The 16,243-nt window shown below is 60.5% G+C and carries 16 protein-coding genes; 8 read left to right on the forward strand and 8 right to left on the reverse strand.

Annotated features, from left to right (window positions below; translation table 11 throughout):
• The first annotated feature begins 50 nt into the window (after window positions 1-50).
• The 7 genes from ABFY71_RS06005 to ABFY71_RS06035 all read left to right on the forward strand — a co-directional run bounded on the left by ABFY71_RS06005 (window position 51) and on the right by ABFY71_RS06035 (window position 6,653).
• Window positions 51-371, forward strand: coding sequence for a 2Fe-2S iron-sulfur cluster-binding protein (locus tag ABFY71_RS06005; RefSeq protein ID WP_305576067.1), 321 nt, complete (start codon window positions 51-53; stop codon window positions 369-371).
• A gap of 209 nt (window positions 372-580) precedes the next feature.
• Complete coding sequence (cysG, locus tag ABFY71_RS06010) at window positions 581-1,981, forward strand: siroheme synthase CysG (RefSeq protein ID WP_347945113.1); 1,401 nt, start codon at window positions 581-583, stop codon at window positions 1,979-1,981.
• A 4-nt stretch (window positions 1,982-1,985) separates the two neighbouring features.
• On the forward strand, window positions 1,986-2,309 hold the full coding sequence (locus ABFY71_RS06015) for a DUF2849 domain-containing protein (RefSeq protein WP_347945114.1): 324 nt from the start codon (window positions 1,986-1,988) through the stop codon (window positions 2,307-2,309).
• Window positions 2,296-3,954 carry a nitrite/sulfite reductase gene (locus tag ABFY71_RS06020; RefSeq protein ID WP_347945115.1) on the forward strand — a complete coding sequence of 553 codons (1,659 nt, stop codon included), beginning with the start codon at window positions 2,296-2,298 and terminating at the stop codon, window positions 3,952-3,954. Before ABFY71_RS06015 ends, ABFY71_RS06020 begins: the two co-directional genes overlap by 14 nt.
• A complete protein-coding gene (locus ABFY71_RS06025) occupies window positions 3,941-5,215 on the forward strand; it encodes a phosphoadenylyl-sulfate reductase (protein WP_347945116.1) in 1,275 nt (424 codons plus the stop codon). The genes ABFY71_RS06020 and ABFY71_RS06025 overlap by 14 nt, the downstream gene beginning before the upstream one ends.
• Before the next feature lie 92 nt (window positions 5,216-5,307).
• Window positions 5,308-6,333 carry an NAD(P)/FAD-dependent oxidoreductase gene (locus ABFY71_RS06030; RefSeq protein WP_347945117.1) on the forward strand — a complete coding sequence of 342 codons (1,026 nt, stop codon included), beginning with the start codon at window positions 5,308-5,310 and terminating at the stop codon, window positions 6,331-6,333.
• A complete protein-coding gene (locus ABFY71_RS06035; RefSeq protein ID WP_347945118.1) occupies window positions 6,333-6,653 on the forward strand; it encodes a 2Fe-2S iron-sulfur cluster-binding protein in 321 nt (106 codons plus the stop codon). Before ABFY71_RS06030 ends, ABFY71_RS06035 begins: the two co-directional genes overlap by 1 nt.
• Before the next feature lie 82 nt (window positions 6,654-6,735).
• On the opposite strand, the gene ABFY71_RS06040 is transcribed toward ABFY71_RS06035, so the two are convergent.
• The 3 genes from ABFY71_RS06040 to acs form a co-directional block, all read right to left on the reverse strand.
• Window positions 6,736-7,536 (reverse strand): UDP-2,3-diacylglucosamine diphosphatase, encoded by an 801-nt coding sequence (locus ABFY71_RS06040; protein WP_347945119.1) that lies wholly within the window; start codon window positions 7,534-7,536, stop codon window positions 6,736-6,738.
• Between the two features lie 103 nt (window positions 7,537-7,639).
• Window positions 7,640-8,731, reverse strand: coding sequence for a glycoside hydrolase family 3 N-terminal domain-containing protein (locus tag ABFY71_RS06045; RefSeq protein WP_347945120.1), 1,092 nt, complete (start codon window positions 8,729-8,731; stop codon window positions 7,640-7,642).
• A 235-nt stretch (window positions 8,732-8,966) separates the two neighbouring features.
• A complete protein-coding gene (gene acs / locus ABFY71_RS06050; RefSeq protein WP_347945121.1) occupies window positions 8,967-10,913 on the reverse strand; it encodes an acetate--CoA ligase in 1,947 nt (648 codons plus the stop codon).
• 187 nt (window positions 10,914-11,100) lie between these two features.
• Here acs and ABFY71_RS06055 point away from each other — a divergent pair, with 187 nt between their 5' ends.
• Window positions 11,101-11,712 carry a GNAT family N-acetyltransferase gene (locus ABFY71_RS06055; RefSeq protein WP_347945122.1) on the forward strand — a complete coding sequence of 204 codons (612 nt, stop codon included), beginning with the start codon at window positions 11,101-11,103 and terminating at the stop codon, window positions 11,710-11,712.
• Window positions 11,713-11,728: 16 nt separating this feature from the next.
• Here ABFY71_RS06055 and ABFY71_RS06060 read toward each other — a convergent pair whose 3' ends face one another.
• The 5 genes from ABFY71_RS06060 to ABFY71_RS06080 form a co-directional block, all read right to left on the reverse strand.
• Window positions 11,729-13,054, reverse strand: a complete 1,326-nt coding sequence (locus ABFY71_RS06060) for a lipopolysaccharide biosynthesis protein (RefSeq protein WP_347945123.1) — start codon at window positions 13,052-13,054, stop codon at window positions 11,729-11,731.
• Complete coding sequence (locus tag ABFY71_RS06065; protein ID WP_347945124.1) at window positions 13,051-14,232, reverse strand: lipid II:glycine glycyltransferase FemX; 1,182 nt, start codon at window positions 14,230-14,232, stop codon at window positions 13,051-13,053. The genes ABFY71_RS06060 and ABFY71_RS06065 overlap by 4 nt, the downstream gene beginning before the upstream one ends.
• 111 nt (window positions 14,233-14,343) lie before the next feature.
• A complete protein-coding gene (locus tag ABFY71_RS06070; RefSeq protein ID WP_305581379.1) occupies window positions 14,344-15,045 on the reverse strand; it encodes a YjbE family putative metal transport protein in 702 nt (233 codons plus the stop codon).
• 254 nt (window positions 15,046-15,299) lie between these two features.
• Entirely contained in the window at window positions 15,300-15,575 is a 276-nt protein-coding gene (locus tag ABFY71_RS06075) for a hypothetical protein (RefSeq protein ID WP_347945125.1), read from the reverse strand.
• Window positions 15,545-15,943, reverse strand: a complete 399-nt coding sequence (locus ABFY71_RS06080; RefSeq protein ID WP_347945126.1) for a hypothetical protein — start codon at window positions 15,941-15,943, stop codon at window positions 15,545-15,547. The genes ABFY71_RS06075 and ABFY71_RS06080 overlap by 31 nt, the downstream gene beginning before the upstream one ends.
• Window positions 15,944-16,243: the final 300 nt, after the last annotated feature.

Consider the following 16,243-nt stretch of genomic DNA (forward strand, 5'->3'; position numbering starts at 1 on the left):
CACCGCCCCATCCCCTATATCGGCTGCCAACAGCAATACCCGTGAGACCCATGACCAAAATCACCTTTGTCCAGCCGGATGGCGTCCGCGTCGAGACCGAAGCCCAGAACGGCGCCACCGTGATGGAAACTGCCATCATGAATGGCGTTCCCGGCATTATCGGCGAGTGCGGCGGCGCCTGCACCTGCGCTACCTGCCATGTCTATGTTGATGACTCTTGGACAGAAACGGTTGGCGGCCCTTCGATGATGGAAGAAGACATGCTCGACTTCGCATTTGATGTGAAGGAAGCCAGCCGCCTGAGCTGCCAGATCAAGGTCAGGGATGAGCTTGAAGGCCTGGTGGTGCATGTGCCGGGACGGCAGGGCTAACAAAGCCTGGTTAGAGGAGGGATGCGATAAAGCAAAATTTGCTTGTCGGACCCCTCACACAGATTCTTTTAGCGGGGCTGGAGCATTCTCATCTGCCCTGTTCCAAGCCGAGCCCGCTAAGGGAAATATAAAAGCTATTGAATTTCAAAGCCTTGCTGCAAAGCCGCGGTTTCGCGTATTTTTACGAACCGGTGCAGCAGGATTTTCTCATGGGACACCTCAACACCTTCCCGTTGAGCTTCAAGGTTCGTGGTCAGCGCATCGCCATCATTGGCGGTGGCGAGGAAGCCTTGAACAAGGCCCGGCTGGTCTGCAAGACGTCTGCACAGGTTCTGGTGATTGGCCGGCAGATTGCTGCCGACTTCAGCGGCCTTGCCGTTGAACTGGTCGAGCGCGGCTTCGAACGCTCTGACCTCGATGGCGTTGCACTGGTGTTTGTCGCCGAACAGGGCGCCGATGCCGAACTGGCCAAGGCGACGGCCCGCGCCCGCAACATTCCACTCAATGTGGTCGATGTGCCGGACGAATGCGATTTCTATACCCCCTCCATCGTCGATCGCGCGCCGTTGAGCGTGGCGATTTCGACCGAGGGCGATGCGCCGGTGCTCGCACGGCTGGTGCGGGCGCGCATTGAGGCCATGCTGCCCCCCGAGCTTGGCAAGGTCGCGCGCCTGGCCGGTGGCCTGCGTCAGCGGGTTGAAAGCCTTATCCATGCCGGCCCCGCCCGCCGGCGCTTCTATGAGGAACTGGTGACCTGCCCGCATGTGGAGGCGGCCTTGGCCGCCAGTCCTGCAGCCGGCCAGCTTGCCGCCGAAACCCTGCTCGCACAGCATCAGTTCCAGCGCGACGGCGCCGGCATTGTCTGGTTGATCGGGGCCGGCCCGGGCGCCGAAGATCTGCTCACCCTGCGCGCCCAGCGGCTGCTGCAACAGGCCGACGTCATTGTGCATGACCAGCTGGTACCCGACGCCGTGGTGCAGATGGGGCGGCGTGATGCCGAACAGATTGCCGTCGGCAAGGCCAAGGGCCACCACTCCTTCAGCCAGGCACAGATCAATACCCTGCTGATCCGGCTGGCGCGGCAGGGCAAGAAGGTGGCAAGGCTCAAATCAGGCGACCCGATGGTGTTCGGGCGCGCCGGAGAAGAAATCGCCGCCCTGCGCAAGGCAGGCCTGGCCTACCAGATCATTCCCGGCGTCAGTGCTGCCCTGGCCGCCGCCGCCGATACAGCGACCCCGGTGACGCTGCGCAAGGTGTCGAGCGGCTTCATCATGGCGACTGCGCATGGTGCCGATGACGGCGAACTGACCCATTGGGCGGCGCTGGCACAGGCCGGTCTGACGCTGGCGCTCTATATGGGCAAGTCGATTGCATCAGACGTTGCCAGCCGGCTCGTCGCCCATGGCGCCCATCCGGACCTCCCCGTGGGCATAGTGGTCAATGCCGGGCGCCCCCGGATGACAACCTATTCGGGCAATCTGCGGTCGCTGATCGAAAGCGATGTGGCGTTCGCCGACGGTCCCGCGATCATTTTTGTTGGCGAAGCAGTCGCGGCGGGTGACTGGGCCAATGCGGCGGCGATCGCCGCCCAGAACTTCAAGGTGGCGTGAGCACATGGAAATCCTGACCGGCAATGAACTGACCTCTGGCGGAACAGTTTATCTCGATAACAGGGGGCTTTGGGTCCAGGACCTGCAAGCCGCCCGGATTTTCGGCGCCGAGGACGGCGCCGCGCGCGACGCTGCCCTGGCCGCAACCAGGGACACCGGCCGGATCATCAGCCTGGAGATCGAGGAAGTGACGCTGGATCAGGGCCTTATCGTCCCCAAGCGGCTGCGCGAACGGATCCGCGCCACCGGCCCAACAGCGCCTTTGACACTGAACGGCGCCATCTTCGACCGCCAGCATCTGGGGGAGGACGGTCATGTATCGATATGATGAATTTGACGCCGCGTTTGTCGCGGGCCGCGGCGCACAGTTCGCCGATCAGGTAAACCGCCGCCTCTCGGGCGAACTGAGCGAAGACCAGTTCCGCCCGTTGCGGCTGATGAACGGGCTCTACCTGCAATTGCATGCCTACATGCTGCGCATAGCGGTGCCCTATGGCACGCTGTCGAGCCGTCAGTTGCGCAAGCTGGCCCATATCGCACGCACCTATGACCGGGGCTACGGCCACTTCACCACGCGGCAGAATATCCAGTTCAACTGGCCGAAACTAAAGGATGTTCCGGCGATTCTGGCAGAACTGGCCAGCGTCGAAATGCACTCGATCCAGACCTCGGGCAATTGCATTCGCAACACCACAACCGACCAGTTTGCTGGCGCCGCTGCCGATGAAATCATCGATCCGCGCCCCGTCGCCGAGATCATCCGGCAATGGTCAAGCCTGCATCCCGAATTCACCTATCTGCCGCGCAAGTTCAAGATCGCCATGACCGGCTCACCCAATGACCGGGCCGCCATTCGCTTCCACGACATCGGCCTGCAGGCGGCGGTCAATGCAGCTGGCGAAACGGGCTGGGAAGTCTGGGTCGGCGGTGGTCTCGGTCGCACCCCGATGATCGGCAAGCTGATCAACAGCTTCGTGCCCAATGAGCACCTGCTGGCCTATCTCGAGAGCATCATGCGGGTCTACAACCGCTACGGTCGGCGCGACAACAAGTTCAAGGCGCGCATCAAGATTCTGGTGCATGAAGAAGGTCTTGAGACGATCAAGGGTCAGGTTGAGGCCGAGTTTGCCGAAATTCGCGGTGGCATACTGACGCTACCGTCCGAAGAAGTTGATCGGATCACCACCTATTTTGCGCCTCCGGCCTTTACCGACCAGGCAGGCAGCAAGGTCGATGTGGCCTATCAATCCATCATAGATCCCGCCTATGGCCGCTGGCTCGACAATAACCTCAATGCACACCGCGAGCCGGGCTATGCCTCGGTGACCATTTCGCTCAAGCCTGTCGGTGGCGCGCCCGGCGACGCCACGGATGTGCAGATGGACGTGGGGGCCGATCTGGCCGAGCGCTACTCCTTTGACGAGTTGCGCGTCACCCATGAGCAAAACCTGGTCTTGCCGCATGTGGCAGTCGCCGATTTGCGTACCGTCTATGACGCGCTGGTCGCGGCCGGGCTGGCCGATGGCAACGCCGGTATGATCACCGACATCATTTGCTGCCCGGGCCTCGATTTCTGCGCCCTGGCCAACGCTCGCTCGATCCCGATTGCACAGGAAATCACGCACAAATTCGCTGCGCCCGAGCGTCAGGCAGAAATCGGCGATCTCAAGATCAAGATCTCCGGCTGTATCAATGCCTGCGGCCACCATCATGTCGGCCATATCGGCATTCTGGGTGTCGAAAAGAAGGGCGGCGAGCTCTATCAGATCACCCTGGGTGGCGATGCCAGCGAACAGGCTTCGGTGGGCAAGATCATCGGCCCCGGCTTTGAAGCCGACGCCGTGCCTGATGCCATCGAAAAACTGGTCGATACCTATATTGCCAGGCGCCACAGCGTCGACGAGACGTTCATTCAGGCCTATCGCCGGCTCGGCGAAGCCCCATTCAAGGAGGCCCTTTATGGAACAGCCTAAGCAGGTCCAGGTGCCGGCCGGGCACGACAAGTTGCGCGCGCTGGGAATTCTGGCGCTCAACGGCATGTTCGATGAAATGGATGCCGTTGGCGTACTGCGTCAGGCGGCCGCTGACGTGCTGCCCGGTGATCTGGCGGTGGTGTCTTCCTTTGGCGCCGACTCGGCCGTACTGCTGCATCTGGTCGCGCAGGTTGATCCGAGCCTGCCGGTATATTTCCTCGAAACCGGCAAGCACTTCCAGGAAACGCTGGATTACGTCGAGACGATGAAGCAGCATCTCGGCCTGCTCAATGTGCACGCCATCCATCCCGATCAAGCAGACCTGGCGCGCTTTGACCCGGCGGGCACGCTGTGGGAGACCGATCCCGATAGCTGCTGCCACATCCGCAAGACCGAGCCACTTGAGCCCATTACCGAGCTCTATGGCGGCTGGGTCACCGGGCGGAAGCGCTTCCAGACCAGAGAACGCGGGGTGCTGCCCCATTTTGAACTGACCAGCGATGATCGTATCAAGGTCAATCCGCTGGCCTATTTCCACGATAACGATGTCAATCAGTACAAGATCGACCATGGCCTGCCCGAGCACCCGCTATTCGCCAAGGGCTACAAATCGATTGGTTGCGCGCCCTGCACCTCTGTCGTGGCCGAGGGTGAAGATCCGCGCGCCGGACGCTGGCGTGGTCTGGACAAGAAAGAGTGCGGCATCCATTTCGATTTCAACGGCGCGATCGCCTCGCCCATGATCGCCGCGAAGCGACACACGCTTTGGAAAGACGGGGCCTTCATCGCCGACCCCTTCCACGACTGGACCGATGAAAGCAAACCAGCCACAGCGCGCTACCAGCACGTTCCCTTGCCGGTGTTCCTGGCTCACCGCGAGGCGTTCCTCGCCAACCCACACCCGCTTGGGCTGCTGGTGGCACCAGGCGATAGGGTCGAAGACGTGGCGGACGATCTCGAACGCTTCGCCTCGATCGCCATCAAATTCCCCGGCTTCACCGACGGACGGGGCTATTCAACTGCACGTCTTGTATCTCAACGTTACCAGTACGCTAACGAGATCAGGGCGGTTGGCGACGTCCTGCAGGACCAGATTCCCCTGATGCGCCGCTGTGGTTTCAACGCCCTGGTGGTCACCCATGAGCCCACCCGCGCTGCGCTGATCGAAAACCGGCTGCCCGAAGTCGCCATTTTCTACCAGCCAGTGGGCACTGCCGAGGTACCGATTGGAACCCGACCCTTCCTTCGGCGCGCCTCGTGATATAGGTGGAGCGTCAGCCTCAGGGTTGCACGCGCCTGCCAGACTTCCTGCAATGACCGAGGGCGGTGGCCCTCCAATTGGACTTGAGATCAATGAGCACTGAAATCACCACCGATGTCGTCGTCATCGGCGCCGGCCCCTGCGGGCTGTTTGCAGCCTTCGAGCTCGGACTGCTCGACCTCAAATGCCACTTCATTGACATTCTGGATCGTCCCGGTGGCCAGTGCACCGAGCTCTACCCCGAAAAGCCGATCTATGACATTCCCGGTTTTCCGGTGGTGACAGGCCAGCAGCTCACCGACAATCTGATGGCCCAGATCGCCCCGTTCGCGCCGGAGTTTCACTTTAACCGGATGGTCAATTCCATCGAGAAGCAGGCTGATGGCTCGTTCAAGCTGGCCACCGACGCCGATGAAATTTTCAACGCTAAGGTGGTGGTGATCGCGGCCGGTGGCGGTTCGTTCCAGCCCAAGCGCCCGCCTGTTAACGGCATTGAGGCGTTTGAAAATACGTCGGTATTCTACTCGGTCCGCAAGATGGATGACTTCCGCGGTCAGGACGTGGTGATTGTTGGCGGCGGCGACTCGGCGCTGGACTGGACGCTGAGCCTGCAGCCGATTGCGCGGTCGCTGACGCTGGTTCACCGTCGTGCGGTGTTCAAGGCGGCCCCGGCCTCGGTCAACAAGATGCAGGAACTGGCAGCCGAGGGAAAGATCAACTTCCTGACAGGCCAGATCGCCAGTCTGGACGGTGAGAACGGGCAGATCAGTCACGTGCACCTGACCACTGATGCGGGCGATTTGTCGCTGCCCGCCACCCGCCTGCTGCCATTCTTTGGCCTGACCATGAAGCTGGGTCCGGTGGCCGATTGGGGCCTTGAACTCAACGACAACACCATCGTGGTGGATACCGAGAAGTTCCAGACCTCGGTGCCCGGCATCTTCGCCATTGGTGATATCAATTCCTATCCTGGCAAGCTCAAGCTGATCCTGTCGGGCTTCCATGAAGCCGCATTGATGGCGCAGGCAGCCAAGGCCATTGTGTCGCCCGGTGAACGGATCGTGTTTCAGTACACGACCAGTTCGACCAAGCTGCAGAAGAAGCTGGGCGTGGCCTGATGAGGATTGTCATTACTGACCAGGCCGGAGCTGACCATGAGCTTGAAGGGCTCGAGGGCTGGCGGGTGATGGAGGTTATTCGTGACTGGGGCCTCAATATCAAGGCCGAGTGCGGCGGCGCGTTGAGCTGCGCCACCTGTCATGTCTATGTCGACAAGGACTGGACGGCGGTGGTCGGTGCTCCCTCCGAAGAGGAAGAAGACATGCTCGACAGCGTTGGGGATGTGCGGCCAAACTCGCGCCTCAGCTGCCAGATTCTACTGAGCGATGCGCTGGACGGTCTGAAACTGACGCTGGCCCCCAGCGCGGCAAAAGACTGATTCTTCGGGATCAGCCGATCCAGCTTGTTCAAGCGCCCTTGGCAGACCAACTTCTGCAATCGCCAACGGCGTCCCCTGCCCCTTAGCTGGCGGCCCGGCGCAGGCGGAATTTGCGCGGCGCGGTGGCCTCGGCCATCTCGGTCCACTGGATCAGTTCGAACTCGCCTGTGGGCGTCTCAACGATCGCCGTGCAGCTTTCGACCCAGTCCCCGGTATTGATGTAGTGGATGCCCAGCCGGTCATGCATGGCGGCAAAGTGAATATGGCCGCAGATCACCCCGTCAACGCCGGTTTCCTTGGCCTCATGCACCAGCGCATCCTCAAAGCGGCCGATGATTGACACCGCGTTTTTCACCTTCTGCTTGGCCCAGGCACTCAGCGACCAGTATTGCAGGCCCAGGCGCCGGCGCACCCAGTTTATGGCAATATTGACGCGCAGCGCCGCATTGTAAGCCCAGTCGCCCAAATGAGCGAGCCACTTGGCGTTCATCACCACAACGTCGAACTGGTCGCCATGGATGACCAGATAGGTCTTGCCGGTGGCCGTGGTGTGCACGGTGCGATCGACGAATTCGATCTCGCCGAAATACGTACCCAGATATTCGCGCAGAAATTCGTCGTGATTGCCGGGCAGGTAGATGATCCGTGCCCCGGCATTGGCCTTGTCGAGCAGCAATTGCACCAGCACATTGTACTCGCTGGGCCAGTGCCAGGCCTTGGCCAGCCGCCAGCCATCGAGAATGTCACCAACCAGATAAATGGTCTCAGCATCGTGTGCGCGCAAAAAGTCGATCAACTGTCCAACCCGGATCGGCTTCATCCCCAGGTGCACATCCGAAATGAACATGGCCCGTACCTGCCGAACCTCGCGGTCATCCGTCATCAAGCATCGACTCCTGCTTCGTGGCTGCGGACTTTATCCGCGCTTGGCCCGCGAGGGAACCTTTGGCGTCGAGAAGGTGGGGAAACCGCCAGCGATCGGGGGATCAATGGATCCGCGCCTTCAGTGCCACGATGCGCGTATAGCTCTGTTCGATGCGCGCGGCAAAGGCGGGGTCATCTGCGGCCGCCCTGAGCAGAATATCCAGCACCTCCTGTCCCAGCCCGGCGCGGTAGTCGGCAGTATTGGAAAACAGCAGCACATCGAGGCCCGCCCGCACGGCCTGTGTTACCGTCTGCGCCAGCGTGAAGTGATCGCGAATGGCGCCCATTTCCAGATCATCGCTGATCACCACACCGTCAAAGCCCAGTTCGCCGCGCAGCACCCCCTCGATCCACTGTGGCGACAATGAAGACGGCGTCTGTTGGCCCGCATCGGCATAGTCGGCGTGGTAGAGATGCCCTGCCATGACCATGTCCACCTCGCCGGCAGCTATCAGTACCCGGTAGGGATCAAGCTCGCTGGACTGCCAGGTCTGGGTGATATCGACAAAACCCTCATGGCTGTCGGTGGTGGAGGAGCCATGTCCGGGGAAATGCTTGAGCGCGGTCAACAGCCCCGCCGCATGGTGCGCCTTGATGAAGGCCGCATCATACAGTGCCACTGTGGCCGGATCAGCGCTGAAGGCGCGGCCAAATTTGCCAATTATCGGGTTTTCCGGATTGAGATTGAGGTCAGCCACGGGGCCGAAATTGACAGTAAAACCCAGCTCGGCGATGGCTGCCGCCATCCTGGCATAGATCGTCTCGGCCTCCGCCGGCGAATTGCGGCTGGCAATGCTGACAGCACTGGGGATTTCCCGAAAGCCGACCGCCTTTGTCAGTCGCTCCACCGCCCCGCCCTCCTGGTCCAGGGTAATGAACGCCGGCAGCTCCGCGGCATCGCGAAACGCGGCATTCATCTGCTTGACGGCCTCCAGGCTCCCAATATTGGTCTTGAGCAGCATCACACCGCCCAGCCGGCTCGCGGCAAGATCGGCGCGCAGCCCGGCTACTGCTGCGTCATCGACGCTATCGCCCTGAAACCCCACCACAATCATCTGGCCGGCCATCTGTTCCAACGTCGCGGCTCCCGCCAGATGGGGCAAGTTCAGCATCAGGACACAAGTCCAGATCAGACGAACAGCAAGAGTATTCACGGGGCAATCCAGATTGGAATCATCGCCGCACGATGTGCAGTAAATGCAGTCAAAACAATGCTCAAGGCGAAAACATTTCGCCCCGATGCACTTAGGGGCTGATATGAAAGGAAAAAAATGCAATTCTGCAGCGGGGCGACTTGGAGTACGGGCCGTTTTTCAACCTTCCGGCCCGTGATGCCGTTGCCTTTGATCGGGCGGAGATTTTGGGATCTCCGCCCGTGACCGCCCGATTCTAGCGGTTTTGCCGGTTTTCGATCAGATCATCAACCACGCCAGGGTCAGCCAGCGTTGACGTGTCGCCCAAAGTGGCAAACTCGTTCTCGGCCACCTTGCGCAGAATGCGACGCATGATCTTGCCCGAGCGTGTTTTGGGCAGACCAGGCGCCCACTGGATCATATCGGGAGTTGCGATCGGCCCGATTTCCTTGCGCACCCAGTTCTTGAGCTCAGTCCGCAGTTCATCGCTGCTGGTTTCCCCCTCCATCAAGGTGACATAGCAGTAGATGCCCTGCCCCTTGAGGTCATGCGGATAGCCAACAACGGCCGCTTCCGAGACCTTGGGGTGTGCCACCAGCGCGCTTTCGACTTCGGCCGTGCCCAGACGATGGCCGGACACGTTCAGCACGTCATCGACACGCCCGGTGATCCAGTAGTAGCCATCCTCATCGCGGCGGCAACCGTCTCCAGAGAAGTAGTAGCCCTTGTAGGTCTCGAAATAGGTCGAAATGAACCGGCCATGATCGCCCCAGATGGTGCGGGCCTGCGCCGGCCAGCTATCGGCAATGGCCAACACGCCTTCCGCCTTGGTCTGTTCCTGCAACCGGCCTTCTGGCGATAGCACGATCGGCTGAATGCCGTAGAATGGCACCGTCGCCGAGCCGGGCTTCTTGGCAGTTGCGCCCGGGAATGGGGCAATCATGTGCCCGCCTGTCTCAGTCTGCCACCAGGCATCGATGACCTCGCAGCGCCCCTTGCCAACCTGATTGTAGTACCAGAGCCAGGCTTGCGGGTTGATCGGCTCGCCCACCGTGCCCAGCAGGCGCAGGCTCGGCATGTCGTATTTTTCGACAAACTGCGAACCGGCTCCCATCAGCGCGCGAATGGCAGTCGGTGCCGTATGGAAGATGTTGACCTTGTGCTTTTCGACCACCTGCCACATGCGCCCGGCATCGGGATAGGTCGGGATGCCTTCAAACATCACCGAGGTCGCGCCATTGGCCAGCGGGCCATAGACGATATAGCTGTGCCCGGTGACCCAGCCCACATCGGCCGTGCACCAGAAAACCTCGCCGCGCTTATAGTCAAAGCTCAGCTCGTGCGTCAGCGACGTATAGAGCAGATAGCCGCCCGTAGTATGCACCACGCCCTTGGGCTTGCCGGTCGATCCCGAGGTATAGAGGATGAACAGCGGATCTTCGGCGTTCATTGGCTCGGGGTCGCTGAATGGCTCGACACCCGCAGCGGCTTCATGCCACCAAATGTCGCGAGCCCCCTTCATTGCCACTGCAGCGCCGGTATTGTGCACCACCAGCACCTTGGATACGCCCGGGCAATCTTCCAGCGCCTTGTCGACATTGCGCTTGAGCGGCACAACCTTGCCACCGCGGCGGCCTTCATCGGCAGTGATGACCACCGCAGAATCACAGTCATTGATACGACCGGCCAGTGCGTCAGGCGAAAAGCCGCCAAACACTACCGAATGTACTGCCCCGATGCGCGCGCAGGCCAGCATCGCATAGGCCGCCTGGGGAATCATCGGCAGATAAATGGTGACGCGGTCTCCCTTGCGGACCCCCAGCGACTTGAGCACGTTGGCGCAGCGGCACACTTTTTCATGCAGCGTGCGATAGCTGATGTGTTCGGATGCCGCGTTTGGATCATCGGGCTCCCAGATCAGCGCAATATCGTCGCCGTGCTCTGCAAGATGTCGGTCAATGCAATTGGCCGCAACGTTAAGTACGCCGTCTTCAAACCACTTGATCGACACGTCCGGATATTCAAACGTGGTGTTTTTGATTTTGGTGGGAAACGTTATCCAATCAAGGCGCTTCGCCTGCTCGCCCCAAAATCCATCAGGATCGGATATCGAGCGGTGGTACATTTCATTGTACTGCGGCTCGGTCGTACGGGTGCGTGCGATCGCAGCCGCACTTGGCTGGAATACGAGCTGCTCGCTCATGGTATCCTCCCTTATCTCTCCCACATTCGTTCTACTGACCCGCCACCCACGGAGCAAGGCCCTGACGGTGCGACTTAATGCGTAGCTGTGGGCTCATCCTCCGACAGTACCGACCATTAACCTGCAGACGCTTATAGTGGCGGTACCACCAACTGTCCGGTGGCATGATCGCAAGGCGTGGGGTGGTATGAGCGGCATCACACAGATCGATGAGCCTCAAAACGTCGCTGGTCCGCGCGCGCCTGTGTATCGGGCCGGCAGCTACGCCGACATAGCGCTAATCCATACAAAGCTGCATGAGGCGATTGCGACCTCGCCCTATTACAGCGATGAGTTCAAAAGCTATGAGATGGCGCGGCTGACGCGGGAGCATCTGGCGAGCCTGATCGATGCTGACCCGTACCATGTGCTGATCATGCTGAGTGACGGCAAGCCCGGCGGCTTCATGATTTCTGGTCCCGAACTCGGCACGCTTTGGCTCTACTGGTCCTACGTATTCCCCGAAAACCGCCGCTCATCGCTGGGCATTTCCGCCATGCGGGCCTTCATCAAGCACTGGGACAATGGTCGCTTCCACAAGATCGCGACCTATACCAAACATGGCAATGAGGCCGCTGCCGCCATTATGGGCCGCATGGGGTTCGAGCACATCGCCACGCTCAACAACCACATCTTTGGCGAGGATTACCTGCTCTATGAGCGTCCGCTGACCAAGCTTGTGCCTGGTTATGACCGGGGCACTCCGGGCGGCCTGCTCCGCAAGCTGCAGCGCAAGGTCAAGCTCGCCCTACAGAAATAGCGCGGGCTGGTCGGCGCTATTCAGCAGGCACCGCTCTGGCATGGCGGTTGCGGAACCATTGCATGATCGACACATCCAGCTTGGCCGTGCGCAGCGCAATGAACCACAGGCCCACCGACCACACCGTGATGGCGAAGATAGCACTCAGCGCCGCCCCCATCAGGCCCCAGAGGGGGACCAGCAGCCAGTTGAACAGCGCCAGCGAAGCAATACCCAGAAACACCGAGGGCAAACTGGCATAGGGCCGGTCATGGATCGACAGCACAATCGAAGCTGGCCCCATCACCGAACGCACCACCAGCGCCAGGCACAGCACGGCCAGCGGCAATGCCCCGGCGGAGAACTTCGGCCCAAACAGCATCAGGGCAAATGGCCCACCGATCAACACCGCGACGAACAACACCACAGCCAGGCCGCTGGCGACAACATTGGCCTCGCCCACCTTGCGATTGAACGCCTCGCGATCGGCATTGGCCTCGCTCTCGAACATGTCCGGCAGCGTTACCGCATAGACTGCCGCCACACCAAACGACATCAGCGAGAAAATTCGGGTACAGACACCGAAGATCGCCAGTTCCTCGCGGCTCAAACTCTGGCTGAGCAATAGCAGATCGATATCAAAGAAGAAGTCGGTGGCCAGCGAGATCAGCACCCATGGTAGGGCAAACCGCCACCACCGGCGTGATTCCAGTGTGCGAACCGGGCTGGTATCATCCAGTCTGGGCACGGAGGTAACGACAAAGCCAAAATGCACCAGCGCCACGCCGACATAGCCGATGGCGATGGCCCACAACATGGTGGCGAAGCCTTCCGGCGCTGAAGCAAAGCCCATGGTCGCGAGGAACGCTGCCATCACGATCATCGGGCGAAACATCGTATCGGCGAAAAACCCGGCCAGCGGCCGCTTCAACCCGACCAGCAGCGCTCCATTGACGTAGACCATGGCCGTTCCGAAGGCGAGCAGCACAACAGGAATGAAATGGTTGGCCAGCACCGTCTCGCCCAACCCCAGCCCTTCCAGCAGTGGTGGACCGGCGATGAGCAGCAGCACGAGCGCCCCCACCACATGAGCGTAAGAGCGGGTGAGGAAAACCACGAATTGTTTGCGCTCGCCGCGCGCCCGATACTCGGCGGCAAAATAGGTACCCACCGTGTGAAAGCCCAGTGGCATAGCCACGGCAATCAGATTGACCATGGCGACCACGATCAGATATTCGCCCAGCAGCTCAGGCCCCCAGATACGGGCAATCAGCGCCTGGACCAGGAAGATCAGGCCGGCCCCACCGAGCCGGGCAGCAAAGATTATGCTCGATTGCGACGCCAGATGGCGCTGAATTTTCATTGTCCCGTCTCATCCGCACCCGGGCGCACCTGTGTCGGCCTGGTCTTGGGATTGCGCCAGCCAGCGATCATGCGATGCATAGAGTGGAGTGCGTCGCGGGCCGCAAATGCCGCCGTCCCGAACAGATAAGCCAGCCGGTTGCTGGCGTAATTGGCCACTGGCGGCACGGGCTCAATGACCCCGGCATCGCCGACCATGCCCTTTTTGAACTGGTGCAGACCCTGGAAACCGTCTGTGCCGCCCAGATCGTACCAACGGGCCCGGGTATTGTCGCGCAGCCAGCGGATAATGTTCCAATGCATGAAATAGCCAGCGCGCAGGGGCAGCGCCTGATCATTGGTGGCGCCATAGAGATAGACAGCGCGATCACCGGCCTTGAAGATCAATGCCCCGGCAACGACCACGCCTTCATGGCGCACGAAGAACAGTTCGGGTCGCAGTTTTTCATCCAGCGCCATCAAGGACGCGACGCTGTCATAGGCCGAGTGATCGGAAAACTGCTTGCGGTCGGTCATCGCGGTATAGAGCGTATCGAACTCGGCAAGCCGCTCAGGCCCGGCCCACTCAAAGCTCAATCCGCTCTTCTCAGACTTATTGAGATGATAGCGCCATTTCTGATTCAGGCTCTTGCGCTGAGCGGCATCATCGAGTCGCAAATTGACGATGTAGCGGTTGGGAAACATCAGTTGCGAGCCAGCCTGAAATCCATACGCTTCAAGCCGCTGAAACGCACCATTGATCGGCGTGGTTGACGCGCAGGGCAGCACCGAGATCATCTGCCCCCGCTTGTCGGCATAGTCGGCGATCAGCGCCTCAATCATGCCTGCATGAAGGGCATCGGCATCCGGCCGCGCCAGATCCTTGAGCATCGGTCCCCATTTGGAGACCGCAATATGCCCCAGTCGCAGCGGCAGCGGCTGCACCATCATCAGCGAGCCGCCGACGATTTCTCCATTCAGCAGAAACAGCATCGGCTCGTGCTTGACCGAAGGCCAGCGGGCCACAGCGAATGCATGGAGCTGCTCCTGACAGACCTCGTCAAAGTCAGCGATTGTCTGATCCCACTCCTGGCCGGACACCACCCGCGTCTCCAGGACCGGGCGGGCTGCACCATTGGCGCGCACCAGGTCTCGCGCATCGGCTTGCGAATGGCTCAATCGATCGGCAGTCACGGACATAGTTGGTGTTTCCCGCACATATGATTGCGCGGAAAACTAGCGCCAGCAGATGATTAAATCCCTATGACGTCAGGCAAAGCCTCGCAAAACTCGGTCCGTGGTTACCAAAGCCTAATGGGCCGCGGCCGCAGCGTCGACCGCATGGGGCGTATAGAGCAGCGGAATCTCGGGCAGCACGATAAACATCCCCAGTCCCTCAAGCGCCATACGAATCGCGACAAACAGGATGATCACCAGGCCGACCCAGGCGATCCAGCGATAGCGGTGCAACAGGCCGGCAATGAAGCTCGCGGCCGCGCCCATCATGACCACCGACAGCGCCAGGCCAATAATCAGCGCCTCAACATGGTGCTGCGCCGCACCGGCCACGGCCAGCACATTGTCGAGCGACATCGAAACGTCAGCAATGATAATCTGAGTGATGGCCTGACGCAGGGTCTTGCGCGGCGCCTTGCCAGCAATGGTGCCATCGGCATTGATGTCGGCGTCTTCCAGCGCTTCCTGTGCTTCATGCTCATCACTATCGGAGGTGGAAAGCTCCCGATACATCTTCCAGCAGACATATAGCAGCAGGATGCCACCAGCGATCAGCAAGCCGCCGCCCAGCGCCAGCAATTGGGTGGTGATCAGCGCGAAGAAAATACGCAGCAGGGTGGCCGCCAGAATGCCGATCAGAATCGCCTTGCGCCGCACATCGGAGGCCAGACCAGCGGCGGCGAGCCCGATAACCACTGCATTGTCACCCGCCAGAACCAGATCGATCAGAATGACTTGAACTAGCGAGCTGAGAAAACTCGGATCAATGCCGAACATGCAGGGGGCCTCATTGCGGAGATGGAATACTGTTGACGCCTATACCGCCACCGCCTCCCAGTGGGAAGGGCATCAAGCGGTCAATCAAGCCAGGCAGACAAATTTAGGCGCGCCGCGCTGACCGGCGGCGCCATCGGCGTCGGCAATACGCAGGACAACCAAATGGCTTGCCGCTTGCTTAGCGCAGAATCTGCACCGTCAATAATAGGAGGACTTTGGTGGGCGAGCACGGATTCGAACCGTGGACCCGACGATTAAGAGTTATCGGCCAACTCAGAATCGTCAGGGTTTGCGGCATTCTGGTTTCCAATGCGTCGGTCGGAAGGCCCAGAAACCCCCGGAACATATGGTGAATTGGAAACCAGAATAGGCATTTCCGGTGCTCTATCCCGCAGCACTTCAATGCAGTCCTGTATGAACAGCTCGACGGCGCGATTGCCCTGCAGTTCTGGCCTTTCGCGCAGCACCTCTGAGAACAGCGCGGTCAGTTCGGCTAGGCTCAATGCCGAAATATCAGTTTCGACAGCCATTCACCCGCCCCCGTCACGATGGTCAGCAGCCCGCCTATCGTGGTGATGCCGGCGATCCCGAACACCCATGAGACGCGCTTGCCGGTCTTGAGGATATCCTGCCAGGCTTCAATGGCCGGCGCGGCTGCAACCCGGTTCGCCTCTATGACCTGTTTGATCGAATCCAGTTCGCCCCGCACCTGAGCATCGATCTGGGCGGCAATGCCGATATCGCCTTCGATCTTGCCCAGCCGGTCAGCAACATCGTTCACCCGCTCTTGCATCCGGGCGCGGCTTTGGCTGGACGCCTTGAGCATTGAAAGGACTTCGGACATCTGCCCCTCGAGGCGACCGAGTGAGCGCTGTGCATCGTCTGCTGGATCGGCCATCTTTACTCGGCCTCAATGGTTAGAAATGCAGGGTATTCAATAGCCATGTTGCCGAGCCCTTGTAGCTTGGTGTGTGGTCAGGCCGGCGTCGGGATCGCACTCCCGGCGTCGGCTGCTTTATGGCCGCCAGTTGCAGACGGTCATTCCATATTCGTTGTGAGCCAGCACCTGCCGTGCCGTGCCTTCTGTCAGAACGTCAGTCGCGGCCGGACGAATTGGGCTGGCGACAAGACAAAACCCCCCAGGATCAGTGGTCTGGCACCCCGCCAGCAGCCCGGCCAGCAGCAGGATCGCGGCCGC

Origin of the sequence: Devosia alba, from assembly GCF_039938915.1 — a bacterium.
In the GTDB taxonomy this organism is placed as follows: Bacteria; Pseudomonadota; Alphaproteobacteria; order Rhizobiales; family Devosiaceae; genus Devosia; species Devosia alba.